Genomic DNA, 22319 nt, shown 5'->3' with positions numbered 1-22319 from the left:
GAGGCAGTACTGCAGTGGCACACCCAAGCGCCTATGATGGCTGCAATCCTGCGCCCTGCCTCACGAACACAAGCTCTGTGACTGTGCCTCACTTGGGTGCCAGGCAATTGATCTGTTCTTTTTGCCCATGCCTCAAGCTCTGACTCCCGCCGATTATCTGACCCGCATCCTCAACGCCCGCGTCTATGACGTGGCCGTGGAATCTGATCTGCAGCCCGCCAAAAACCTCACGCGCCGCCTGCACAACAAGATTTTGCTCAAGCGCGAAGACCAGCAGCCCGTGTTCAGCTTCAAGCTGCGCGGCGCCTACAACAAGATGGCCAATCTGACGGCCGAGCAGCTGCAAAAAGGCGTGATTTGCGCCAGCGCCGGCAACCACGCCCAGGGCACGGCCATGAGTGCCAAGAAGCTAGGCTGCCGCGCCGTGATCGTGATGCCCACGACCACGCCCCAGGTCAAGGTGGATGCCGTGATGGCACTGGGCGGCGAAGCGGTCTTGTTTGGCGACAGCTATTCCGATGCCTACAAGCACTCGATCAAGCTGCAAAAAGAGCAGGGCCTGACCTTTGTTCACCCCTTCGACGACCCGGACGTGATTGCCGGCCAGGGCACCATCGCCATGGAAATGCTGCGCCAGCTGCAGCAACTGGGCAGCCAGCGCCTGGATGCGATTTTTGTACCCATCGGCGGCGGCGGCCTGATTGCCGGCATTGCCAACTACATCAAGGCCGTGCGCCCCGATGTGAAGGTGATCGGCGTACACACCAAGGACTCCAACGCCATGATGCAGTCGGTGCAAGCCGGTGAGCGCGTGGAACTGGCCGATGTGGGCCTGTTTGCCGACGGCACGGCTGTCAAGCTGGTGGGCGAGGAAACCTTCCGCATCACCAAGGGCCTGGTGGACGACTTTGTGACCGTGGACACCGACGCCGTCTGCGCCGCCATCAAGGACATCTTTACCGACACCCGCTCCATCGTGGAGCCCTCGGGCGCCCTGGGCGTGGCCGCTATCAAACAGTACGTAGCCAAGCACAAGACCAAGGGCGAGACCTATGCCGCCATCTTGAGCGGCGCGAACATGAACTTCGACCGCCTGCGCTTTGTGGCCGAGCGTGCCGAGGTGGGCGAGGAGCGCGAAGCCCTGTTTGCCGTGACCATCCCCGAAGAGCGCGGCAGCTTCAAGCGCTTTTGCGAGGTGGTAGGCAAGCTGCCCGGCGGCCCGCGCAATGTGACCGAGTTCAACTACCGCATCAGCCACGACAGCAAAGCCCATGTGTTTGTGGGCCTGACCACGCCCACCAAGGGCGAGAGCGAGAAGATCTGCAAGAACTTCCAGAAAAATGGCTTTGACGCGATTGACCTGACCTTTGACGAAATGGCCAAGGAGCATTTGCGCCACATGGTGGGCGGCCATTCGCCGCTGGCGCAAGACGAGCGCCTGCTGCGCTTTGTCTTCCCCGAACGTCCCGGTGCGCTGTTCAAATTTTTGAGCCTGATGGCCCCCACCTGGAACATCTCGCTGTTTCACTACCGCAACCAGGGCGCGGACTACGGCCGCATTCTGGTGGGCATGCAGGTGCCAGCCAAGGACAGCAAGAAGTTCGATGCCTTCCTCAAAAACCTGGGCTACCCCTGGGTGGAAGAAACCAACAACCCGGCTTATCAACTGTTCTTGAAATAAAAAAGAGGCCTTTAGGCCTCTTTCGCTTACTGGATATTCGCAAGCAGCTCACTTTTTTGAATCACCCATGAAAGCCCTGCGCCACTTTCTGCTGGCAGTGCAATTCTTCAGCCGCATTCCCGTCAACGGGCGGCTGGCCACCTGGGTCGGTTGGAGCCCCGAGATGCAGCGTGCCAGCGCCGCGCATCTGCCGGGCGTGGGCTGGCTGGTGGGCCTGTGGGCTGCGCTGCTGGTGGCACTGGTGCAGTGGCTGGTGCTGCACAGCCCCTGGACGCCGCTGCTGGCCGCCGTCATCAGCACTGCTGGCACGCTATGGCTGACGGGTGGATTTCACGAGGACGGGCTGGCCGATGTGGCAGACGGACTGGGTGGCTTTGTGCCGCCCGAGCGTGCGCTGGAGATCATGAAGGACTCGCGGCTGGGGTCCTATGGCGTGATGACGCTGGTGACGGTGCTGCTGACAAAAGTCACGCTGATTGCGGTACTGATGAACAGCCTCAAACCCTTCTGGAGCCCGCTGCCCATCATGGCCCTGCTGTGCAGCGCGCATGTGCTGTCGCGCTTCACACCGCTGGTGCTGATGCACTGCCTGCCCCATGTCGGCCTGGCGGCCAGCAGCAAGACTTTGAATGTGGCAGGCAAACAGCTGAACTGGCGTGGCTTGATAACAGGCGGCGTCTGGTGCCTGCCCGCTATTGCGCTGCTGTGGTGGCTGGGGTCTGGCGAGCTAGTACTGAAAGTCCTCATCGCCTGCGCCCTGACCACATGGCTGGTGCAGCGCTGGTTTCGCCAGCGTCTGGGTGGCATGACGGGCGACTGCCTGGGCGCTTGCCAGCAGCTCAATGAACTGGCGATCTTGCTGGCCGCCGCCGTGGCGGTGCACCAGATCGTATGAAGACGCTATGGCTGGTGCGCCATGCACGCCCCTTGATTGAGGCTGACCGCTGCTATGGCCGCCTGAATGTGCCTGCCGATGCACAGGCCACACAAGATGCGGCTCTAGCCTTATCGCAGGCTTTGCAGCCCTGGCGTGGCAATCTCCACATACAGCACTCGCCACTGCAAAGATGTGAGCAGCTAGCGTATGAATTGAAAGCGCTAGAACCTGATTTCATTACAAAGCCCGATGCGCGATTGCAGGAGATGGATTTCGGCAGCTGGGAGGGCGAAAGCTGGGATGCGATTGGCGAAGCAGCCATCAGCGCCTGGGCGCAAGACCTGGCCGCCCATGCCCCCGGCGGTGGCGAGTCACTCATGCAGATGCTCCATCGCGTGAATGCGGCGCTGCAGCAATCCCGTTTAGCCCCGCAGCCGCATCAGGTGTGGATCACCCATGCAGGTGTGGCCCGCTGTGTGCAATGGCTGCTGCAACACGGCAGTCGCCCACCGCAAAGCGCCGACTGGACGCTGCCTGCACCGGCCTGCGGGCAGTGGCTGAAACTAAGCCTTAGTTGAGGGCGGCAATCGCAGGCTTGGGCAATTCCAGCACCGTCGTTGCAGGCCCACTGACTGGGCCAAGGCGGGCTTCGCGCGTGCTCAGGGACTGCAGAATCACGCCCTCTTCCACTGCGTCACCTACTCGCACCGCTCTGGCTAGCTGGCCGCTCACGGCAATCACCACGGCACCCGCACCTGATTCGCGCCCTGCCACCACGCCCATCAAGGCATAGCGACTGGCCACAGGCGCAACCACCGGGCCTGCCGCAGGCAAAGCGACCGCGCCCAGCGCCTTGGCAAGAGCCTGTGCATTGGCCTGCACGGCTTGAGCGGCGGGCACCACCGGGCTGTGTGCATCGGCACTGCCAGCAAAGCGCAGCCCCCAGAACACCACAATTGCCGCAGCGCCTGCCCACAGCAGCGCGGTAGTGAGTTTGACGGGTAAGGAGCTGCCCTGACCAGAGCTGAAAGATAAGCGTCGCATTCGCAGATTATGATCGTGACGTACAGCATCCATCCTACAAGCGCCACATGACAATTTTCAGCCGACGCCATTTGAAAGCCATTCGCCATACGGCAACCCGTGGTTTCACCCTCATCGAACTCATGGTGGTGCTTGTCATCATTGGCGTGCTGGCCGCTCTGATCGTACCCAATGTGCTGGACCGCGCCGACGATGCGCGCGTGACAGCCGCCAAAACCGATATCGCCAATATCAACCAGGCCCTGAAGCTGTACCGGCTGGACAACCAGCGTTACCCCACAGGCGAGCAAGGCCTGCAGGCGCTGGTGACCAAACCCACCACCAGCCCTGTGCCCACCAACTGGAAGCCTTATCTGGAAAAGCTGCCCAACGATCCCTGGGGCAATCCGTACCAGTATCTGAACCCCGGCATCAAGAGCCCCATCGACATCATGTCGTTTGGCGCTGATGGCAAGGCCGGCGGTGAAGGCAAGGATGCGGATATTGGCTCCTGGCAATAACAATGAGCCCCCACGAGAGCATCGACCCCACGCTCCCTCACTGCGTGTGGTCGCTGCCCCCAAGGGGCCCTGACCGGCTAAAGCCGAGTTTCGCCTTGGGGCTGCCCGGCGGCGAAACATCCCCCGTCTAACCCGCTTCACATCAGAAACTCGGCCGCTCACTCCTTCATGGCTCAACTCAAACACGCTGGATTTACCTTGCTAGAGTTGCTGGTCGTGATTTCCATCATGGCGCTGGCAACGGCGGGCGTGAGCTTGGCCATTCGTGACAACGGCGGCCAACAACTGGAGCGCGAGGCCGAGCGCCTGGCTACGCTGCTGGAATCCGCGCGCGCCCAGGCCCGTGCGAATGGCACGCTGGTGGTCTGGCGCCCCATGCCTCAGGGCTTTCGGTTTGAAGGCCTGCCACCCGGTGTGAAGATGCCCATGCAGTGGCTGCAAACGCCTGTCACTGTGCAGCCCTCCACACCGGTTGTACTGGGGCCAGAGCCTTTGATTCCGCGCCAGACGATTACGCTTTCCCTGCCCGACAACTCATCGCCCGCGCTGCAACTGGTGACCGATGGCCTGCGCCCTTTCAAGGTGCAATCGCTGCAAGGCGGCAGGCCATGAAACCACGTTTCGTCCAGCAAGGCTTTACGCTGATCGAGGTGCTGGTTGCCGTAGGCATGGTGGCCGTGGCACTGCTGGCCGGGCTTCAGGCCAGCAGTGCACTGACACGCAATGCGCAGCGTCAGGCCGATGTCATTCTGGCCCAGACCTGCGCACAGAACGAACTGGTGCGCCTGCGCCTGATCAACCAGATGCCAGCCGTGGGCGATACCACGGTCAATTGCCCCCAGCTAGGCCGCCAGCTGCAAGTGCAGGTCAGCGTGCGCCCCACGCCCAACCCCAGCTTCCGGCGGGTGGATGCACAGGTCTTTGCCAACTCTGCCCCCATGCTGCAGGTTTCAACCATTGTGGGGAAATATTGATGGCCCCCCTGAGTCGCTTCGCGCCTTCCCCCCGCGGGGGGACGATGTCCGTTGCTTCGGTGCGGCCCTTGCTGGCCGTCTCCGACTTAGGCTGTGTCGGTTTTTTGTCTCGGCCACCTGTTTTCGCCTTCTCTAAAAAGCGGAATCGCGGTTTTACGCTGATTGAGTTGCTGGTGGCGCTGGCCGCCATGGCTTTGGTCGCGGTGATGAGCTGGCGCGGGCTGGATGGCATGATTCGCACGCAGGAAAGCACGCGCACGCAGGGCGAGCAGCAAGCCGTGCTGCAGACTGTGCTGGCACAGTGGAATGCCGACCTCAATGCCTTGATGCCGCTGGCCGGCCGCCAGGCGCTGGAGTGGGATGGCCAGGTCTTTCGCATGACGCGCAAAAGCAGCGGCCCTGTGGACAACGGTGCCTGGGTGGTGGCCTGGAGCCGCCGCAATGTGGACGGGCAGTTTCAGTGGGTGCGCTGGCAATCGCTGCCGCTGCGCACTGCAAGCGAATGGAATGACGCCTGGATACAGGCTGCGCAATGGGGCCGCAACCCATCCAGCGACCAGATGCGCCGCGAAACCGTGCTGCTGCCGCTGGACCAGTGGCGCGTGTATTACTACCGCAACAATGCCTGGACCAACCCGCAATCGAGCGAAGGCAGCAAGTCCGATGACGGCAGCCGCGCCCTGCCCACCTTGCCCGAAGGCATCCGGCTGGAGCTGACTTTGCCGCCAGGGCGCGCCATGAATGGCGTGCTGACGCTGGACTGGGTGAACCCGCTGCGCTCGAATAATCGATCATGACCCCCCCTGTGTCGCTTCGCTCCTTCCCCCCAAGGGGGACGACGCCTTCGCCGCAAGGCGGCTCTTGCTCGGCGTCCCTCACTTGGGCCGCGCCCTCTGCAAAGTTGCGCCAGCGCGGCGCAGCGCTGCTGGCGGCCATGCTGACGGTGGTGATGGTGGCCACGCTGGCTTCTGCGGCGCTGTGGCAGCAGTGGCGTGATGTGGAGGTGGAGACTGCCGAGCGCAATCGTGTGCAGGCCGCATGGCTGCTGCTGGGTGCGCTGGACTGGTCGCGGGTGGTGCTGCAGGAGGATTCCCGCGCCAACCGCAGCAATCCAATAGACCATCTGGGCGAGCCCTGGGCGGTGCCGCTGCAGGAAGCGCGTCTGTCCACCTTTCTCTCTGCCCAGAAAAATATCTCTCAGGTCGATAGCAGCATGGCCGATGTGCAGGATGCCTTTCTGTCTGGCGAAGTCATCGATATGCAGTCGCGCCTGAACCTGCGCAATCTCTACAAAGGGCTGAATCAGGAGATCTCTGCCGAGTCGCTCAAGCCCTTTACCCGCCTGCTCGACCGCCTGAACCTGCCCGCCAGTGCCGCCATGCAGCTTGCCAATGGCCTGCAGCAGGCTGCGCGCGGCACAGCCCAGAATGCGCCGCTGATGCCCCGCACCGTGCGCCAGCTGGTGTGGCTGGGTGTCGATCCACAGCTGATAGCCCGCATCGAACCCTATGTGTGCCTGCTGCCCGAGGCGACGCAGATCAACATCAACACGGCCAGCGCCGAGGTGCTGTACGCCAGCGACGAAGAGCTGGACTGGGCCAGCGCCAACCAGCTGGTGCAATTACGCGACAGTTCGCCCTTCAAATCGGTTGCAGCTGCACGCACTGCTCTGGGGCGCCCGAATGCCCTCAACAACAGCGCGCACAGCGTCACCACCTCGTACTTCGAGGCCCATGGAAGGCTGCGCCTTGGGGATAACGTACTGAGCCAGCGCTCACTGATTCAACGCAATGACATGACCGTCAACACGCTGTGGCAGGAACAGGCGGACTGGGGATTGCCCGCAATCCCGCAGCGCTGACGCCCGAATGTCATATTGCCCTCATAGAATGCTCCATCCCTCTCATGAGCAATTTGCTAATACAACTGCCAGCGGAATACGCCAGCGCAGGCGATGAATATTCCTACGTTCTGAGCAACGATGGCCTGCACATCCAGCGCAGCGGCCAGGCTTCGGCGTCCCTGCTTCCTGCTGCTGGCCGCGCCGCACAGGTCACAGCGGTCATTCCCGCATCGCGCCTTTCCTGGCATTGCGTCACTCTGCCGCCGGGCCTGCAGTTGCACAACCGCCGTCATCAGCAGCGTGTGCGCGCCGTGCTGGATGGTCTGCTGGAAGAAAAACTGCTGGACGACCCCGCCCAGTTGCATCTGGCGCTAGACGATGCCGCTGAAGCCGGTCAGCCCAGCTGGGTTGCCGCCTGTGACAAGGCCTGGCTGCAGGCACATCTGCAGGCACTGGAGTCCGCCGGTCATGCCGCCAGCCGCATTGCCCCTCTGCAATGGCCCAGTGCCACCCCGCAGCTGTGGCTGTCGGGTGATGCCAGCAGCGCACAGCTCACCGCCACTGGGCTGGAACAAAAATTCAGTCTGGCCCAGCTGCCGCTGCAGGCGGATGCCGCCTTGCTGCAATCGCTGCTGAGCCAGTTGCCCCCCGAGATTGCCTTGCTGACCGAGCCCCAGCACACGCGTGCGGCAGAGGCCCTGCAGCGCCCCGTCAGCATCTACACACCAGCCCAGCGCCTGCTGGCCGCCAGCCACTACAAGGGCGACCTGGCCCAGTTCGCGCTGGATCTGGGGGGCAATACCCGTTTGCGCCGCCGTTTGCTGGATGCCTGGAACAGCTTTGCCAAAGCCCCCCAGTGGCGCGCTGCGCGCTGGGCAACCGGGCTTGCCATCGTCGCCCAGCTGGTGGGCCTGAACGCCTGGGCGTTCAAGGAAAACCGCTCCATCACCCAGCGCCAGCAACAGGCCAAGCAGGTGCTCAAAGACACCTTCCCCCAGGTTCCTGTGGTGGTGGATGCCCCCGTACAAATGCAGCGCGAGCTGGACTTGCTGCGCAGCAACTCTGGCGCACTTTCCACCAGCGATGCAGAGGCCTTGCTGACGGCCAGCGCCAGCATCAGCGGTGTGCAAAATGCCAGCGCCCTGCAGTATCAGGACAAGCAGCTGCGTATCTCCGGCCTCAAGCTCGCACCTGAGGCACTGACTGACGCCCAGCAAAGCCTGCAGGCCATTGGCTACCAGCTCAACCCCGATGGTGCCGATCTGCTGCTCAGCGCCAAGACTTCGTCCAGCCAGCCATGAAGCAGCCCAACGCCCTTCAAACCGCCATCGCCCCGCTGCGCCAGCAATGGAGCGCACTGGCCCAGCGCGAGCAAAACCTGGTGCTGCTGGCCGCCTCCATCGTGCTACTGGCACTGGTCTGGTGGGTCGCACTGGCACCGGCCCTGCATAGCCTGCGCACCGCCCCGGCTCGCCATGCCGCTGCTGACCGCGAACTGCAAACCATGCTGCAGATGCAGGCACAGGCCCAGTTGCTGCGCCAGCAGCCGCAAAGCAGCAGCGCCGACTCCAAAGCCTTGTTGGAGCAATCCGTCACCGCCGAGCTGGGCGCCACCGCCAAGCTGCAGTGGCTAGGCCTGCGCGCCCAGATCACGCTGACCCAGACACCCGCACCAGCGCTTGCGCGCTGGCTGAGCCAGGCCAGAGACAACAGCCATGCCGCCGTGGCAGAGATGAAGCTCAACCGCCAGGCGGCCACCAGCACAGGTAGCAACGCCAGCGATGCCATCACGCGCTGGAGCGGCACCTTGCTGCTGGACCTGCCCGGCAGCACGGCTCAGTAAGCCCGCATCATGAAACCAAGCCTGATGCCCATCGCCCCGCCCCGTGCTGCCCGCGGTGTCAGCGCCCTGCGCTCACCACGCGGCTGGGCCGTGGCTGGTGCCGTCTGCGGTGCCTTGCTGGCAGCCGTGATCTGGGCCCCGGCAACCTGGCTGGTCTATGCCGTGCAAACCGCCTCCGAAGGCAAGGTGCTGCTGCAGGAAGCGCGGGGCACAGTCTGGAATGGCTCGGCCCGCCTGGTGCTAGCCGAAGGCGAAGGCAGCCGTGACCGCAGCAGCCTGCCCACACGCCTGCAGTGGACGCTACGCCCCGCACTCACCGGTCTGAACATTGCGCTGCAAAGCGACTGCTGCACTGCCACACCGCTGCAAGCACGCCTGAGCCCCGGCTGGAACGCCATGACCGCCCAGGTGCAGGACAGCGTGATCGAGCTGCCCGCCGAGCTGCTGGCCGGTCTGGGCACGCCCTGGAACACCGTGGCCCTGCAGGGACAGCTGCGCCTGTCCACCCAGAGCCTGCAACTGCATTACCGCGCAGGTCGCGCCAACAGCCAGGGCCTGACCCGGCTGGAAGCGCTGGCCGTATCCTCGCGCCTGTCGCCCCTCAAGCCACTGGGCAGTTACCGTCTGGATATTCAGGGCGGCGACAACCCCAAACTGCAGCTTTCCACGCTGGCTGGCGATCTGCAACTCAGCGGTCAGGGCCAGTGGGTGGACGCACGCCTGCATTTCAATGGAGAGGCCAGCGCCAGCCCCGAGCGCGAGGCCGCCCTCTCCAATCTGCTCAATATTCTGGGGCGCCGCCAAGGCACGCGCTCCATCATCACTTTTGGTTGACCTATGAATCAGCACCCGTGCTCCCCCTGGCGCAACACTCTTAAATCCATAGCTGCTGCCGCAATTGTGGTGTGCGCCAGCGGCCAAATTCATGCTCAATCCACGCCCAGTCTGCGCCCGGGCGAGCCCGTCACACTGAATTTCACCAACGCCGATATCGAAGCCGTATCGCGCGCCATGGCCGCCATCACCAACCGCAATGTGGTGGTAGACCCTCGTGTCAAAGGCCAGATCACGCTGCTGACGGACAAGGCTGTCTCTCCCGCCACCGCCTACCAGCAATACCTGGCCGCGCTGCGCATGCAGGGCTTCACCGTGGTCGAGTCCGCCGGGCTGTTCAAGGTCATTCCCGAGGCCGATGCCAAGCTGCAAACCAACGAGGTGGCCGTGGGCCGCGGCGGCCACAGCGGTGGCGGCATCGTCACCCAGATCTTCAAGCTCAACTACGAGAACGCCAACAATCTGGTGCCCGTGCTGCGCCCGCTGATCAGCCCCAACAACACCATCAACGTCAACCCCGGCAACAACTCGCTGGTCATCACCGACTATGCGGACAATCTGCAGCGCATCTCGCGCATCATTGCCAGCTCTGATGTCTCCAACGCCACCGATGTGGAAGTCATTCCGCTGCGCCACGCCGTCGCTGGCGACATGGTGGCGCTGGTGACCCGTCTGGTCGATGGCGGCTCTGCCACCACAGGCGCTGCGGCGCAGCCCGGTGGCGTGGCCGCTGCCGCCGGGCAAAGCGATACCAGCTTTCGCACATCCATCCTGGCCGAGCCGCGCAGCAACGCCGTGCTGATCCGCGCCTCCAACCCCGCCAAGCTGGCACAGATTCGCTCGCTGATTGCGCGTCTGGACCAACCCGCCATGATGGGCGGTGGCGATGAAGGCAATATTCATGTGGTGTATCTGAAGAATGCCGAGGCAACCTCTCTGGCGGCTACCTTGCGCGCCGCCATTGGCGCGCAGCAAACGGCCGCCAGCGCCACGGGCAATCAAACCGCAACCACCGCAACAACGGGTGGCGTGACTGGCAGCAGCAATTCACCTCAGCCTGTTGTTTCACGCAGCACCAGCGGTGGCGCCACCATCGGTTTGGGAAGCAGCGGCACCAGCGGCCCCAGCTCTAATTTTGGCCTAGCCCAGCAGCCTTCTACGGGCGGCATGATTCAGGCCGACCCCACCACCAACTCGCTGATCATTACCGCACCAGCCCCACTGTATCGCCAGCTGCGCGCGGTCATCGACAAGCTCGATGGGCGTCGTGCTCAGGTGCTGATTGAGGCCCTGATCGTTGAAGTCTCCGCAGACAAGGCGGCGCAGTTGGGCGTGCAGTGGAGTTCCATCATTCGCAACAACGGACGCGTAGTGGGCGTGCTGGGCAACGGCTCGCAGATCGCCGGCATTCCTAATATCTTCAGCATCTCCGGCGCTGTTGGCAGCCTGGTCAGCGGAACCACCTCCTCCAACACCGACACAGCTACCGCCAATAGCGCTGCCATCGCAGGCATGAAAGGCATGAATCTGGGCTTCACCCAGTCGGTGGGAGGCAATACGAGTCTTGGTGCTCTGGTCAATCTGATGCAGGGTGATGGCGATACCAATATCTTGTCGACACCTAACCTCATGACGCTGGACAACGAAGAAGCCAGCATCATGGTGGGCGAGAACATTCCTGTTCCCGGCACCACAACCCTAACCAGCACAAACAACCCATTCATCACCTATGAGCGCAAGGACGTGGGTACGTTGTTGAAAATTCGCCCGCAGATCAATGAAAACGGAACCATCAAAATGGCCGTTTATCAAGAAAACTCTGCAGTCAAAGCTGGCACGGCCGATGCCGCCAAGGGCGCGACAACCACCAAGCGTTCCATTGAATCCAACGTGCTCGTGGAAGACGGCGCGATTGTGGTGCTCGGCGGCTTGATTGCCGATGAGTACAGCCAGAGCCAGGAAAAAGTACCGCTGCTGGGCGATATTCCCTTGCTGGGCAACCTGTTCCGCAACACTAGCCGTTCCCGCAAAAAAACCAATCTGATGGTCTTCCTGCGCCCCACGGTGCTGCGCGATGCCACTTCAACCCAGCAGCTGTCTCAGGATCGCTACGAGGCCATTCGCGGCGTGCAGCAAAGTGCGCAGCCAGACCCGAACCTGCTGATGCGCAATGTCAATGCCGCCCCGGTGCTTCCCGGCTTTGGCGCGCCACTGCCGCCCACACAGCCCAATGTGGTCATCGTGCCCGGTTCCAAGCCCGAGCTGGTGGACTTCACCCGCCCCAACCGCCCCACGGTGGATGGCCAGCCTTTGAACGTGCCGCCCACCACAGCCCCAGTGCCCGCACCCGCCGTCACACCACAGCCCGCCGGCAGCGGGGCCACGGCACCGAATCTCCTGTAAGCAAAGGCCACGCATGCGCTACCCACTGCCCTATGCCTTTGCACGCAGCAGCCAGTTGCTGATTGAAGATGACGGCCAGGACACCGTGCTCTGGCACAGCCCGCAGCCCGACTGGTCAGCCGTCTCGGAAGTGCAGCGCAAGCATGGCGTACACCGCTGGCAAATTCTGGATTCCGCTGCACTGGCCCACCGCATCAGCGCGGCCTATGCGCAAAGCGACTCCAGCGCCGCCATGGTGGTCAGCGAGGTCGAATCCGATGCCGATCTGACGCGCATGATGCAGGACCTGCCCGCCGTTGAAGACTTGCTGGAAACGGCCGACGACGCACCCATCATCCGCATGCTCAACGCCTTGCTCACGCAGGCCGCGCGCGACGGCGCTTCGGACATCCATATCGAGCCTTACGAGCGCCATTCCAGCGTGCGCTTTCGTGTCGATGGCGACCTGCGCGAAGTCGTGCAGCCCAACCGTGCACTGCATGCCGCTTTGATCTCGCGCCTGAAGATCATGGCCGACCTGGACATCGCCGAAAAGCGCTTGCCGCAGGACGGCCGCATCAGCCTGCGCCTGGGCACCCGCGCCATTGACGTGCGCGTCTCCACCCTGCCCAGCGCCCATGGCGAACGCGCAGTGCTGCGTCTGCTGGACAAGAGCGAGAGCAAGCTCAGCCTTGAAGCCGTGGGCATGGGCGGGCAAACGCTGCAGCGCTTCACGCACCTGACGGCGCAGCCCCACGGCATTGTGCTGGTCACCGGCCCCACGGGCTCGGGCAAGACCACCACGCTGTACGCCGCGCTGCAGCGCATGGACGCCAGCCACAACAACATCATGACGGTGGAAGACCCCATCGAATATGAGCTGGGCGGAGTGGGCCAAACCCAGGTCAACAGCAAGATTGACCTGACCTTTGCCAAGGCCCTGCGTGCCATCCTGCGCCAGGACCCGGACGTCATCATGATCGGCGAAATCCGCGACTTCGAAACCGCGCAGATCGCCATTCAGGCCTCGCTCACCGGTCACCTGGTGCTGGCCACACTGCACACCAACGACGCGCCCAGCGCCGTTACGCGCCTCATCGACATGGGCGTGGAACCTTTCCTGCTGTCCTCGTCCCTGCTGGGCGTGCTGGCCCAGCGGCTGGTTAGAAAAATTGATAGCACTGAGCCTAGCGGATACAAGGGCCGCACCGGTATTTTCGAAATGCTGGTGGTGGATGATGCCATCCGAGCCCAGATTCACCGTGGCGCCAGCGAGGCAGAAATCCGCGAAACCGCGCAGGCCACAGGCATGCAGCTGATGCGCGAAGACGGCGAGCGTCTGGTGCGCGAAGGCATCACCACCGCCGAAGAGGTGATGCGCGTTACGCGAGATTGATTTGCGCCGGCTCCTGCCAACGCAGCATGGCAGGGCCGGTAAGCAGCACGCGCACAAAATCAGCCTGCCGACTCACTCCCACCTTGGCAGCGGCTGACTTGAACTGGCTGCGTGCCGTGTGAATGGAAACGCCTTGCCGGTCTGCAAACTCCTGCAGACTCCAGCCATTGATCAGAGACTGCGCCAGTTGTGCTTCGGCCAGCGTCAAGCGATACAGCCCTCTGAGCACCTCGTGCAAGCTGGGAATACCCAGCTCCGGATCGCTGATCAGCACCATGGCAGCGCAGCTTTCACCGTACGGTGAAGACCGGATAGGTAGCGGCGCCACCATGATCTGCAACTGCTGCCCTGCCAGCCCCCGAAAACGGCTGGCTCGCCCCACATGCGCGGCTTTGCTCAGCCCCGTGGCCACACATTCACGCATGGCTTTTTGCAGCCAGCGGTCATCTGCCGGATTCGCGGCTCTCAGGCCATTGCCGCCCGTCTCGCTAAGTAACTGGCTGCGCTGCATCAGGCTTTGTGCCCTGCGGTTGCGATGCATCACCTGCGCTCGCTCATCCAGCAACACCATGCCCATGGGCAACTCGTCCAGCACCGCCAGAGACGCATTCAACAAGGCTTGTGTCCTGTACAGCCTGCGATGAATGGAAAACGCCGTCTGCAAATGCGGCATCAGCTGCTGCACCAGCCCCAGCTCTTCGCGGCTGTACTCGCCGGCGCTGCGCGAGCGCAGCAGCGTCACATTGAAAGAGCGATCGTGCTGCACATCAACCACTGCCGCGCAGGAATAGAAAAGATCCTGCGGGCGCAGCCAGTCGCCATACCACTCTGTTGATGGCAGCTTCTGGTCGGAAAACAAGGCCGATGAGTTCACCACCGTTCCGGGGTGATGCAGGCAGGGGTCCTCCAGCCACACATTGCACTGGCAGTAGTGCGCGGCAAAGCTATTCATCTCAGCTGTCGCAAAGCCCTGCGTAGCTCCAAAGCTGCCAAAGCCCACATCAAGGTCCACCGTGCGCTGCGCAAAGTCATTGGCCCATATCTGACTGCCTGGAGAGCGCAGCACAGCACCGAACTTTTCCAGAAATCCGGTCCAGCGCTGCGGCTCCAGGGAAGCCTCGTAGATGGACGCAATCAATGCTGGCACCTGCTGCTGCAGGCTGAATGAAAGATGAGCGTCTGCCATTGACCCCCTCCTCAGGGCATGACGTTGCGATGAGTCGTTTCACACATTTACTCACAACTCCACATCAAAGCAAACCCTTCACCAATTTTGGTGATGTTTTCAGGAGACGGCCTTTCTATAACCGAGGTGGGAAATCCATCAAGAAACATTTGTTGAAAGACCTCCATGACACAACCATTTCCTCAGCCCCCACTGCCCCCATCCTTCAAAGCACCATCCCGTTTTTTTCTGGCCCCCACAGCTCTTGCCGTTGCACTTTTGCTCAGCTTGACGGCATGTGGAGGCGGAGATGGCGGCAGCAACTCGCCCCCCTCCAGCAATATTGATCCACCCGCACCGCCACCACCACCTTCCGTGTCACCACCTCCAAGCCAGCAATGGTCAGGCAAGGTATTCATCGACCAAAGCGTGCAAAAAGCCGTGGTCTGCGTGGACCTCAATGCCAACGGCAGCTGTGACAGCGACGAACCAGCCTCCGCCGCCACGGAAGCCGACGGAGCGTTTCAGATCAGCTATGCCCCCGCTGATGAAACAGCCGCCGGCGTCAGCAAAGCCGCAAGCTTGCTGGCCCAGATCAACACCGACTCTGTGGATAGCGCCAAGCCCAACGAAACCGCAGCGAGAAAGAAATTCACACTGTCTGCACCCGCAGAAAAGATCACGCAGATCAACCCGCTGACCACGCTGGTGCAGCGCCATATGCGCAGCAGCGGTGCCAGCTTGGCTGACGCAGAAGCCGCCGTGGCGCTGCAGCTGGGCATCCCGGTTGAACAAATCTACGACTACCAGTCATTGCCTGCATCTTCCAGCGCCGTATTGCCGGACAACGCCCGCACCGCCGCGCAGGTCACGTCATACGCCATTGAAATGGGGGCCGACTTGCGCACCTTTGCCAGGACTGATGCTGCAGAAGCACTTCAGCTTTTGACCCGGCTGGAATATAGAGACCCCACCAATTACTTCTTCGCGCTGGGCCAGACAGACGGGGCGGAAAACTCATCCGGACTGATCAGCCAGACCGACATCCGCGAGGGCAAAAACGCAGGCAACCCCATTCCTGCGGCTGCGCTGTATTCGCCTCCGGCATCGATTCCCAACTCTCTGTTCATCACCGAACAAGGCTGGCTGCGCTGCGATGGACAGACAGCCAGGCTGGTCCCACGCGGCACCCCCAACCGCAGCAACAGCTGCAATGGCACTTTCTATGCCTTCCAGTTCTCCAGCCGCGATGTTTCGGGCCTATCCATGGCTGATGTCGTGAGCAAGCTGCCTGGTGGCTCGGATGCCCTCAATCAGGAGGGTATCAAGTGGATGCAGAACATCTGGCTCAACCCTGCTCAGCTCGGCACCGCAACCTTCCCCAGCAAGTCGTCGCTGAAAACCATGGTCAACATTCAGACCCAGATGCCGCGCTTTATTCGCGACGTTGCAACCGACACGATTGGCAACTTCCCCAGTCTCAACGCACTGATCGCTGCACGACCTGCATCGGCTGTGGACCTGGCGACTGCCAGCGGCACCATCGGTGGACTGGGTGCCTTTGACCAGACGCATTCGGTGCGCGGCGCCTTTGTGGACGCCAGCACGATTGCGCTCTATCGCTGCGAGGCCGATCAGCCCAACTATGACAACCCGCGTAACTGCGCAGCCCTGGCCACATCACCCATCACAGTACGAACGATTGGTGGCTCCAAGGTGCTGAGCCTGGAAAGCTTCCCTCAAACAACCAGCCCCACCTTACGTGGTTACGCCGAATACAACGGCCGCGTCTACACCTATCACCAGAGCCGCCCACATCAGAGCGAAGACGATGCGCTCAGCTATGTGCAGCTGTTCGATGGCAACGCCTGGGCTGGAATGAAGTCCGCGCTTGGACTCTAAAAGCCCCTTCGGTGACGGTGCATGCCGTCACCAACAGCTCTCACCCTATCTCTCGCGCTGAAAAACTCTCTGAAAGGCTGTCATGACGACTTCCTCTGCCCAAGCACTCATCGCCCCCGCCCCTCAACCCGGCAAGCCAGCACCACTGAGCCTGAAACGGCATGCCTGCGCGCTGGCGGTAACCAGCCTGATTGCCACGCTCGCGGCTTGCGGTGGCGGCGGCTCCTCCTCTTCTGCGGAACCACCTCCACCACCCTCATCCCCGGCAACAACGCCCGTCAGCATGACAGTGGTGGACGGGCCACTGGAAAAAGCCTTGGTCTGCCTGGACCGCAACACCAACGGCCTGTGCGACCCAGGTGAGCTCAGTGCAACCACCGATAGCAAAGGCAGTGCCTCGCTGGATGTGCCCACTGCTGATGTGGGCAAGTTCCCCATCGTCGCAATGGTCGGCACAGATGCCAAGGATGCCGACACCGGCCCTGTCACCACGGCCTATATCCTCAAGGCACCACCTGATGCCACAGACGTGGTCAGCCCGCTGACTACGCTTGTGCAGACTCTGCGTGAAAGCACGGGCAGCAACACCGCAGATGCGGCAGCGGCCATACAGTCCCAGCTGGGACTGGAGGGCTCCGCACTGGCCAATTTCACAGAAGACAGTTCAGCCAGTGGAAAACTGGCTGCCACTCTGGCGCGGCTGATCGTGGTGACGGCGCAGACTCAGACCAAAAACACCGAGGGTGCTTTGGACGTGGATGGCAAGCCACTGAGCAATGCCCAGATCAGCAGCGTCATCCACCTGCAGTTGCTGCAGCAGCTACAGACCCTGGCAACCACGGTGCTGGACAACCCGACGCTCAGCGACACCAGCAAGTCCATCGCAGACAAGGAAAGCGCCATGTCTGCTGCGGCAAGCAAGCTGGCGGAAGCATCTGGCCTTAACAGCTCCAACGCGGGGCCTCTGCTTGCCTCTCAGACGCCAGGCAATGTCTCTGAGCCATCCACCCCCACAGACACCAGCAGCCTGCGCTGGCTCTGGTTCGGTGCCACCAACAATTACTATCTGCGCGTGTTTACAGCAACCGCTGCGCAGAACACGCCAGATGCCCAAGGCAAGCTCCATTTCTCGGAATACCGGAAAAGCATTTATGACGGCCAGGCCTCCCCCTGGGTGCGCCCCAACATCTACTGGACGGGTACTGAATGGTTCGACTGCCCCAACGACTTTGTGAATGAAATCACACCCTCCAGCACACCCGGGCAATTTGATTCTCTGTACTGCAAGTCCCTGCGCAGCACGACCAAGCAGAATGTGCGCGATATCTCCGGCTTGAGCATGCGCTCCATCGTGAAGGAAATTCAATCCTCGCCACTGCTGGACTCGTCTGAGGGCAGCTTTATGAGCTGGGGTGCAGACCCTGAAAGCATTCCCTCCACAGCCAAATGGCCTGCAGGCTCCACACTGGCCTACCACAACGTCATAGACTACAGCGCGGACTATTACTCGCGCAACACCACCATTTCGTTCCTCGATCCTGCAACTTCCAGCTGGCGCTCTGCCTCGCTGGCAGAGTTCACGTCCCAGAACGCTGGTGACTTTGCCCCCAATGTCTCGCTGGACCAATTGAACGGCAACAACGCCCGTGCATTAGTGCAAGGTCCCATCTATCTCAAGACCGACGGCAGCCTGGCGTACAAACGCTATCTGGTCGGTTTTGAAACCGGGGGCGCACAACGCGCGCGCTTCTATGAGTGCGAAGTTAGCGGCTCAGGCGAATCAGGCGGCTCAAGCGGATCAGGGGTAGCTCCAGCTCCTGCCCCAGCGACCCAGGTCAGCCAGAAGACCGATGCAGCCCCGGCCTGCACAACCATTCTGGAGAGCAGCTACAGCATCAGCGATCAGGGCGGTGCAAAAGTGCTGCGCTTCAAGGCAGAGCCCGCACAGCTCAATACCAGCAGCTTCCCCAGAGAACGCATCTTTGTGGAGCGCAATGGCGTCACGCATGTCGGCTTCAAGGACAAGCCCACCACCAGCTTCCAGCAACGCCTGAACAAGACGGCGACCAACGCACTGCTCGCCACGCTGGGTATCAACTAACTGCTCTCTGTCGCCAAGGTCTTAGGCCCGTCCACTGACGGGCCTTTTTTCATGACCTCGCCACGCAAAGCTCTTTTGGCTTTGCCACAATGAATCCATGCTTGAGAACCTTCGCTCCCTCGCTCAGCCCCACGGCGGCGATCTTTTTCTGCTGCTGATTGCGCTGGCCGTCATCAGTCTGGCGGTGCTGTTCAACATCCGCAAGCGCCTGCCGCTGGACCAGTTGCGCCGCGTGATTCGCGGCGCTGCGCTGGTGGCGCTGCTGGGCTCGGTCTTTGCCATGCAGGCGGGCGGCACTTACTACGCCATGGCCATCGTGCTGCTGGTCTGGGGCGTGCTGGCGGGTCTGATTTTCGGCAAAGAAATTGGCATGAGGCGCTGATCTATCAAACGCAAGCAGCTATTGAATTCAAAGCACTAAGGCAGCCATGAAATCACTGAACAACGTCAAGCTCTCTATGCTGGATCTGGTCGCCGTGCGCGAAGGCGGCACCGTGGCGGACGCTTTGCAAATCGCCGTGCGCACCGCCCAGCAGGCAGAAAAGCTGGGCTTTGCCCGCTACTGGCTGGCAGAGCACCACAACATGCCCGGCATTGCCAGCTCGGCCACTGCCGTGCTGATTGGCCACATTGCCGGTGCCACGCAAAGCATTCGCGTGGGCTCGGGCGGCATCATGCTGCCCAACCATGCGCCGCTGGTCGTGGCCGAGGCCTTCGGCACGCTGGCCGAGCTCTACCCCGGCCGCATCGACCTGGGCCTGGGCCGCGCGCCCGGCACCGATGGCCCCACCATGCGCGCCCTGCGCCGCGACCGGGTGGAGAGCGAAGAAGACTTCCCCGGCGATGTGCAAGAGCTGCAGCGCCTGCTGGGCGACGACCAGGACGGCGCCCGCATCATCGCCATGCCCGGTGCGGGCACCAATGTGCCCATCTGGCTGCTGGGCTCCAGCCTGTTCTCGGCCCAGCTGGCCGCGCACCTGGGCCTGCCCTATGCCTTTGCCTCGCACTTTGCGCCGCGCATGCTGCATCAGGCCCTCAGCATCTACCGCCAGATGTTCAAGCCCAGCGCCACGCTGGCCAAGCCTTACGCCATCGTGGGCGTGCCCGTGATTGCCGCACCCACCGATGAGGAAGCGCAGTTTCTGGCCAGCAGCACCCATCAGCGCGTGCTGGGCATCCTGACTGGCAACCGCAGCCGCCTGATGCCACCTGTGGAAAACTTCTGGGAACAACTCGACAGCCGTGCGCAAGCCGCCATCAGCGACTTTCTGGCCGTAGGCGTGATTGGCGGCCCTGAAACCGTGCGCCAGGGCCTGCAGAAGCTGGCCGATGAAACGCAGGCGGATGAGTTCATGCTGGTCAGCGATGTGTACGACGCCGATCTACGCCTGCGCAGTCTGGAAATCACCGCTGAGGCCAGGAACGCCTGAAGCCTCATCGAATGAGCCGGTCCGCCCGTCTGCTGCAGCTGCTCGATGCCCTGCGCTGCGCCCGCCAGCCGCAGACCGGGCCGCAGCTGGCCCAGTCCCTGGGCGTGAGCCTGCGCACCATTTACCGCGACATTGCCACCTTGCGCACGCAGGGGGCAGACATTCTGGGCGACCCGGGCCTGGGTTTTGAGATTCGGCCCGGCTTTTTGCTGCCGCCGCTGATGTTCAATGCCGACGAGCTGGAAGCCCTGCTGCTGGGTGCCAGTTGGGCCAGCCTGCAGGCCGACCCGCAACTGGCCCAGGCTGCCAGGGCCGCCATGGACCGCATCCGCAGCGCGCTGCCGCTGGAGTTGCGCATTGCCGTTGACACCAGCGGCCTGCTGGTGCCCAGCATGCAGCAGTCGCCCGAGCCAGAAACCTGGCAAACCGCGCTGCGTCGCGCCATCCGTGCCGAACACATTGTGGTGCTGCATTACGAAGACAGACATGGCGCGCTGACAGAGCGCCGGGTGTGGCCTTTTGCCATGGCGTATTTCGAGCGTGCCCGCGTAGTCTCCGCCTGGTGCGAGTTGCGCCAGGAGTTTCGCCACTTTCGCGCCGACCGTGTGCACGCCTTGCAGGACCTAGGCCAGCGCTACCCTGAGCGGCGCCAGACGCTGATACAGCGTTGGCTGGAGCAGACCGGCTACTCGATATAGGGCCCGGCAGCGGCCCTCTGTGCTGCTGACAAAAACTGTCAGCCCCCGCTCCTACATTGGCTGCATGGCGTTTTTGCCATGCCACAACCGCCCAACCAGGAGAGCCGCAATGTCCACACCCCACCCGCCCAAGCTGCGCTTTTTCAGCAACCCCAGGTCACGCGCCCGCATGGTGCGCTGGATGCTGGAGGAATGCGGTGCCGACTATGAAACCGTGAACCTGGAATTCGGCCCCGAGATGAAATCGCCCGAGTATCTGGCCATCAACCCCATGGGCAAGGTGCCTGCGCTGCAGCATGACGATGCCGTAATCACCGAAACCGGAGCCATCCTGGCCTATCTGGCCGAGCTTTTCCCGGATAAACAACTGGCCCCCGCCATGGGCAGCCCCGAGCGCGCCAGCTACCTGCGCTGGCTGTTCTTTGTGGCCGGGCCGGTGGAGGCATCCACCACCGCCCAGAAATCAGGCTGGCTGAAGTCGCAAACCCCTCAGCAAGCCCTGTCCGCCGGGTTTGGGCACTTTGACGATGTCGTGCGCACGCTGCAGCATGCGGTGCGCGGCAAACGCTATGTCTGCGGCGAGCACTTCACGGCCGCTGATCTGTATCTGGCCAGCTATATCGGCTGGAGCATGATGGATGGCACTTTGCCCAAGCTGCCCGAATTCGAGGCCTATGCCATGCCGCTGCTGCAGCGCGCAGCCGCGGTACGGGCCGACGAGATCGACAGCGATATGCAAGCCGCTTTCACGGCACCAGTGGCTTAAAGGTTTCTGGCCTGCAGCGCTTGCCAGTCAAGCGCTGTGCCATCAAAACCGATAGCAAGCCAGCACAGATATTTCAGCGCGCCAGATAGCCACCATCCACCGGGTAATAAGCGCCTGTCACAAACGATGCGCGGTCGCTGGCCAGCCAGGCCACCAATTCGGCAATTTCTTCGGGCTGGCCCAGTCGGCCTATGGGGTGCGCAGCCAGCAGCGCGGCATGGGTGGCAGGGTCTTGCTCCAGCCCGCTAATCATGGGGGTGTGAATAAAGCCCGGCCCCACGGCGTTCACGCGCACACCCTTGGCCGAGTATTCCAGCGCTGCAGCCTTGGTCAGGCCCAGCACGCCATGTTTGGCGGCGGTATAGGCGGGCGCGTTGGCAAAACCTGCAGCGCCCAGAATGGACGCCATATTGATGATGGAGCCGCCGCCCGTCTGCAGCATGGCGGCAATCTGGTATTTGCAGCCATAGAACACGCCCGACAGATTGATGCGCAGCACATCGTCCCAGGCGTCCAGCGGATAGTCTGCCGTGGGCGCACTGACGCCGCCAATACCTGCGTTATTGCAGGCAGCATCCAGCCGCCCGAAGTTGCGCAGCGTCTGCGCCACCAGCGCTTCGTTGTCAGCCGCCACGCCCGCATCAGCGCGCACAAACAAGGCTTCCGAGCCCAGCTCGCGCACCAGCGCAGCGGTTTCCTGGCCCTGCTCTTCATGGATATCAGAGACCACCACCCGTGCACCTTCACGCGCCCAAACCAGCGCCACTGCGCGACCTATGCCCGATGCAGCACCTGTAACCAACGCAACCTTGTCTTTGAGCATCTACGCCTCCGCAAAAAAGATCTATGACTTCATTGTGCCCAGCCGCCGAAAGCCGGCCAT

The 22319-nt window shown here is 62.4% G+C and carries 22 protein-coding genes; 19 read left to right on the top strand and 3 right to left on the bottom strand.

Annotated elements, in window-relative coordinates; translation table 11 throughout:
* Nucleotides 1-127: 127 nt before the first annotated feature.
* From ilvA to JDW18_RS03585, 3 genes are all read left to right on the top strand, one after another.
* Nucleotides 128-1681, top strand: coding sequence for a threonine ammonia-lyase, biosynthetic (gene ilvA / locus JDW18_RS03595; RefSeq protein WP_218242382.1), 1554 nt, complete (start codon nucleotides 128-130; stop codon nucleotides 1679-1681).
* 67 nt (nucleotides 1682-1748) lie between these two features.
* Nucleotides 1749-2576, top strand: coding sequence for an adenosylcobinamide-GDP ribazoletransferase (locus tag JDW18_RS03590; protein ID WP_218242381.1), 828 nt, complete (start codon nucleotides 1749-1751; stop codon nucleotides 2574-2576).
* A complete protein-coding gene (locus tag JDW18_RS03585; protein ID WP_218242380.1) occupies nucleotides 2573-3136 on the top strand; it encodes a histidine phosphatase family protein in 564 nt (187 codons plus the stop codon). Before JDW18_RS03590 ends, JDW18_RS03585 begins: the two co-directional genes overlap by 4 nt.
* Here JDW18_RS03585 and JDW18_RS03580 read toward each other — a convergent pair.
* Nucleotides 3129-3602: a general secretion pathway protein C gene (locus JDW18_RS03580; protein ID WP_218242379.1), complete on the bottom strand. Its 474-nt coding sequence runs from the start codon at nucleotides 3600-3602 to the stop codon at nucleotides 3129-3131. The two genes, JDW18_RS03585 and JDW18_RS03580, sit on opposite strands and share 8 nt — an antisense overlap.
* 47 nt (nucleotides 3603-3649) lie before the next feature.
* Between JDW18_RS03580 and gspG the strand changes: the two genes are divergently transcribed.
* The 10 genes from gspG to JDW18_RS03530 all read left to right on the top strand — a co-directional run bounded on the left by gspG (nucleotide 3650) and on the right by JDW18_RS03530 (nucleotide 13374).
* On the top strand, nucleotides 3650-4102 hold the full coding sequence (gspG, locus tag JDW18_RS03575; RefSeq protein ID WP_218242378.1) for a type II secretion system major pseudopilin GspG: 453 nt from the start codon (nucleotides 3650-3652) through the stop codon (nucleotides 4100-4102).
* A gap of 168 nt (nucleotides 4103-4270) precedes the next feature.
* Nucleotides 4271-4714, top strand: coding sequence for a prepilin-type N-terminal cleavage/methylation domain-containing protein (locus tag JDW18_RS03570; protein ID WP_218242377.1), 444 nt, complete (start codon nucleotides 4271-4273; stop codon nucleotides 4712-4714).
* Nucleotides 4711-5076: a type II secretion system minor pseudopilin GspI gene (gene gspI, locus JDW18_RS03565; protein ID WP_218242376.1), complete on the top strand. Its 366-nt coding sequence runs from the start codon at nucleotides 4711-4713 to the stop codon at nucleotides 5074-5076. Before JDW18_RS03570 ends, gspI begins: the two co-directional genes overlap by 4 nt.
* A 44-nt stretch (nucleotides 5077-5120) precedes the next feature.
* Nucleotides 5121-5873 (top strand): prepilin-type N-terminal cleavage/methylation domain-containing protein, encoded by a 753-nt coding sequence (locus tag JDW18_RS03560; protein WP_218242375.1) that lies wholly within the window; start codon nucleotides 5121-5123, stop codon nucleotides 5871-5873.
* Between the two features lie 137 nt (nucleotides 5874-6010).
* Nucleotides 6011-6937 (top strand): type II secretion system minor pseudopilin GspK, encoded by a 927-nt coding sequence (gene gspK / locus JDW18_RS03555; protein WP_246610492.1) that lies wholly within the window; start codon nucleotides 6011-6013, stop codon nucleotides 6935-6937.
* Between the two features lie 44 nt (nucleotides 6938-6981).
* Nucleotides 6982-8220: a type II secretion system protein GspL gene (gene gspL / locus JDW18_RS03550; protein WP_218242373.1), complete on the top strand. Its 1239-nt coding sequence runs from the start codon at nucleotides 6982-6984 to the stop codon at nucleotides 8218-8220.
* A complete protein-coding gene (gspM, locus tag JDW18_RS03545) occupies nucleotides 8217-8762 on the top strand; it encodes a type II secretion system protein GspM (protein ID WP_218242372.1) in 546 nt (181 codons plus the stop codon). The genes gspL and gspM overlap by 4 nt, the downstream gene beginning before the upstream one ends.
* A gap of 9 nt (nucleotides 8763-8771) precedes the next feature.
* Nucleotides 8772-9596 (top strand): type II secretion system protein N, encoded by an 825-nt coding sequence (gspN, locus tag JDW18_RS03540; protein ID WP_218242371.1) that lies wholly within the window; start codon nucleotides 8772-8774, stop codon nucleotides 9594-9596.
* Between the two features lie 3 nt (nucleotides 9597-9599).
* Nucleotides 9600-11999 carry a type II secretion system secretin GspD gene (gspD, locus tag JDW18_RS03535; protein ID WP_218242370.1) on the top strand — a complete coding sequence of 800 codons (2400 nt, stop codon included), beginning with the start codon at nucleotides 9600-9602 and terminating at the stop codon, nucleotides 11997-11999.
* A gap of 13 nt (nucleotides 12000-12012) precedes the next feature.
* Nucleotides 12013-13374: a GspE/PulE family protein gene (locus JDW18_RS03530; protein ID WP_218242369.1), complete on the top strand. Its 1362-nt coding sequence runs from the start codon at nucleotides 12013-12015 to the stop codon at nucleotides 13372-13374.
* On the opposite strand, the gene JDW18_RS03525 is transcribed toward JDW18_RS03530, so the two are convergent.
* The gene (locus JDW18_RS03525; RefSeq protein WP_218242368.1) at nucleotides 13361-14560 is read right to left on the bottom strand and encodes a helix-turn-helix transcriptional regulator; all 1200 of its coding nucleotides are present in this window, start codon (nucleotides 14558-14560) and stop codon (nucleotides 13361-13363) included. The genes JDW18_RS03530 and JDW18_RS03525 overlap by 14 nt on opposite strands.
* A 165-nt stretch (nucleotides 14561-14725) precedes the next feature.
* Here JDW18_RS03525 and JDW18_RS03520 point away from each other — a divergent pair, with 165 nt between their 5' ends.
* From JDW18_RS03520 to JDW18_RS03495, 6 genes are all read left to right on the top strand, one after another.
* The gene (locus JDW18_RS03520; RefSeq protein ID WP_218242367.1) at nucleotides 14726-16441 is read left to right on the top strand and encodes a hypothetical protein; all 1716 of its coding nucleotides are present in this window, start codon (nucleotides 14726-14728) and stop codon (nucleotides 16439-16441) included.
* Nucleotides 16442-16523: 82 nt separating this feature from the next.
* The gene (locus tag JDW18_RS03515) at nucleotides 16524-18542 is read left to right on the top strand and encodes a hypothetical protein (protein WP_246610257.1); all 2019 of its coding nucleotides are present in this window, start codon (nucleotides 16524-16526) and stop codon (nucleotides 18540-18542) included.
* A 97-nt stretch (nucleotides 18543-18639) separates the two neighbouring features.
* Nucleotides 18640-18924: a hypothetical protein gene (locus JDW18_RS03510; RefSeq protein ID WP_218242366.1), complete on the top strand. Its 285-nt coding sequence runs from the start codon at nucleotides 18640-18642 to the stop codon at nucleotides 18922-18924.
* Nucleotides 18925-18970: 46 nt separating this feature from the next.
* Entirely contained in the window at nucleotides 18971-19972 is a 1002-nt protein-coding gene (locus JDW18_RS03505) for an LLM class flavin-dependent oxidoreductase (protein ID WP_218242365.1), read from the top strand.
* An 11-nt stretch (nucleotides 19973-19983) separates the two neighbouring features.
* Complete coding sequence (locus JDW18_RS03500; RefSeq protein ID WP_218242364.1) at nucleotides 19984-20670, top strand: helix-turn-helix transcriptional regulator; 687 nt, start codon at nucleotides 19984-19986, stop codon at nucleotides 20668-20670.
* 109 nt (nucleotides 20671-20779) lie between these two features.
* Complete coding sequence (locus JDW18_RS03495) at nucleotides 20780-21436, top strand: glutathione S-transferase family protein (protein WP_218242363.1); 657 nt, start codon at nucleotides 20780-20782, stop codon at nucleotides 21434-21436.
* A 73-nt stretch (nucleotides 21437-21509) separates the two neighbouring features.
* Here the strand turns inward: JDW18_RS03495 and JDW18_RS03490 are convergent, their stop codons facing one another.
* Entirely contained in the window at nucleotides 21510-22259 is a 750-nt protein-coding gene (locus JDW18_RS03490; protein ID WP_218242362.1) for an SDR family NAD(P)-dependent oxidoreductase, read from the bottom strand.
* Nucleotides 22260-22319 lie beyond the last annotated feature (60 nt).

This window comes from Comamonas fluminis, from assembly GCF_019186805.1.
GTDB lineage: Bacteria > Pseudomonadota > Gammaproteobacteria > Burkholderiales > Burkholderiaceae_C > Comamonas > Comamonas fluminis.
The sequence above is the reverse complement of the archived record's forward strand: the minus strand, read 5'-3'. Positions and strand labels throughout refer to the sequence as shown.

Bases quoted from the DNA above. Each gene is read 5' to 3' on its own strand.
- ilvA (WP_218242382.1), top strand. From the start codon at position 128: ATGCCTCAAGCTCTGACTCCCGCCGATTATCTGACCCGCATCCTCAAC.
- JDW18_RS03590 (WP_218242381.1), top strand. From the start codon at position 1,749: ATGAAAGCCCTGCGCCACTTTCTGCTGGCAGTGCAATTCTTCAGCCGC.
- JDW18_RS03585 (WP_218242380.1), top strand. From the start codon at position 2,573: ATGAAGACGCTATGGCTGGTGCGCCATGCACGCCCCTTGATTGAGGCT.
- JDW18_RS03580 (WP_218242379.1), bottom strand. From the start codon at position 3,602: ATGCGACGCTTATCTTTCAGCTCTGGTCAGGGCAGCTCCTTACCCGTC.
- gspG (WP_218242378.1), top strand. From the start codon at position 3,650: ATGACAATTTTCAGCCGACGCCATTTGAAAGCCATTCGCCATACGGCA.
- JDW18_RS03570 (WP_218242377.1), top strand. From the start codon at position 4,271: ATGGCTCAACTCAAACACGCTGGATTTACCTTGCTAGAGTTGCTGGTC.
- gspI (WP_218242376.1), top strand. From the start codon at position 4,711: ATGAAACCACGTTTCGTCCAGCAAGGCTTTACGCTGATCGAGGTGCTG.
- JDW18_RS03560 (WP_218242375.1), top strand. From the start codon at position 5,121: ATGTCCGTTGCTTCGGTGCGGCCCTTGCTGGCCGTCTCCGACTTAGGC.
- gspK (WP_246610492.1), top strand. From the start codon at position 6,011: ATGCTGACGGTGGTGATGGTGGCCACGCTGGCTTCTGCGGCGCTGTGG.
- gspL (WP_218242373.1), top strand. From the start codon at position 6,982: ATGAGCAATTTGCTAATACAACTGCCAGCGGAATACGCCAGCGCAGGC.
- gspM (WP_218242372.1), top strand. From the start codon at position 8,217: ATGAAGCAGCCCAACGCCCTTCAAACCGCCATCGCCCCGCTGCGCCAG.
- gspN (WP_218242371.1), top strand. From the start codon at position 8,772: ATGAAACCAAGCCTGATGCCCATCGCCCCGCCCCGTGCTGCCCGCGGT.
- gspD (WP_218242370.1), top strand. From the start codon at position 9,600: ATGAATCAGCACCCGTGCTCCCCCTGGCGCAACACTCTTAAATCCATA.
- JDW18_RS03530 (WP_218242369.1), top strand. From the start codon at position 12,013: ATGCGCTACCCACTGCCCTATGCCTTTGCACGCAGCAGCCAGTTGCTG.
- JDW18_RS03525 (WP_218242368.1), bottom strand. From the start codon at position 14,560: ATGGCAGACGCTCATCTTTCATTCAGCCTGCAGCAGCAGGTGCCAGCA.
- JDW18_RS03520 (WP_218242367.1), top strand. From the start codon at position 14,726: ATGACACAACCATTTCCTCAGCCCCCACTGCCCCCATCCTTCAAAGCA.
- JDW18_RS03515 (WP_246610257.1), top strand. From the start codon at position 16,524: ATGACGACTTCCTCTGCCCAAGCACTCATCGCCCCCGCCCCTCAACCC.
- JDW18_RS03510 (WP_218242366.1), top strand. From the start codon at position 18,640: ATGCTTGAGAACCTTCGCTCCCTCGCTCAGCCCCACGGCGGCGATCTT.
- JDW18_RS03505 (WP_218242365.1), top strand. From the start codon at position 18,971: ATGAAATCACTGAACAACGTCAAGCTCTCTATGCTGGATCTGGTCGCC.
- JDW18_RS03500 (WP_218242364.1), top strand. From the start codon at position 19,984: ATGAGCCGGTCCGCCCGTCTGCTGCAGCTGCTCGATGCCCTGCGCTGC.
- JDW18_RS03495 (WP_218242363.1), top strand. From the start codon at position 20,780: ATGTCCACACCCCACCCGCCCAAGCTGCGCTTTTTCAGCAACCCCAGG.
- JDW18_RS03490 (WP_218242362.1), bottom strand. From the start codon at position 22,259: ATGCTCAAAGACAAGGTTGCGTTGGTTACAGGTGCTGCATCGGGCATA.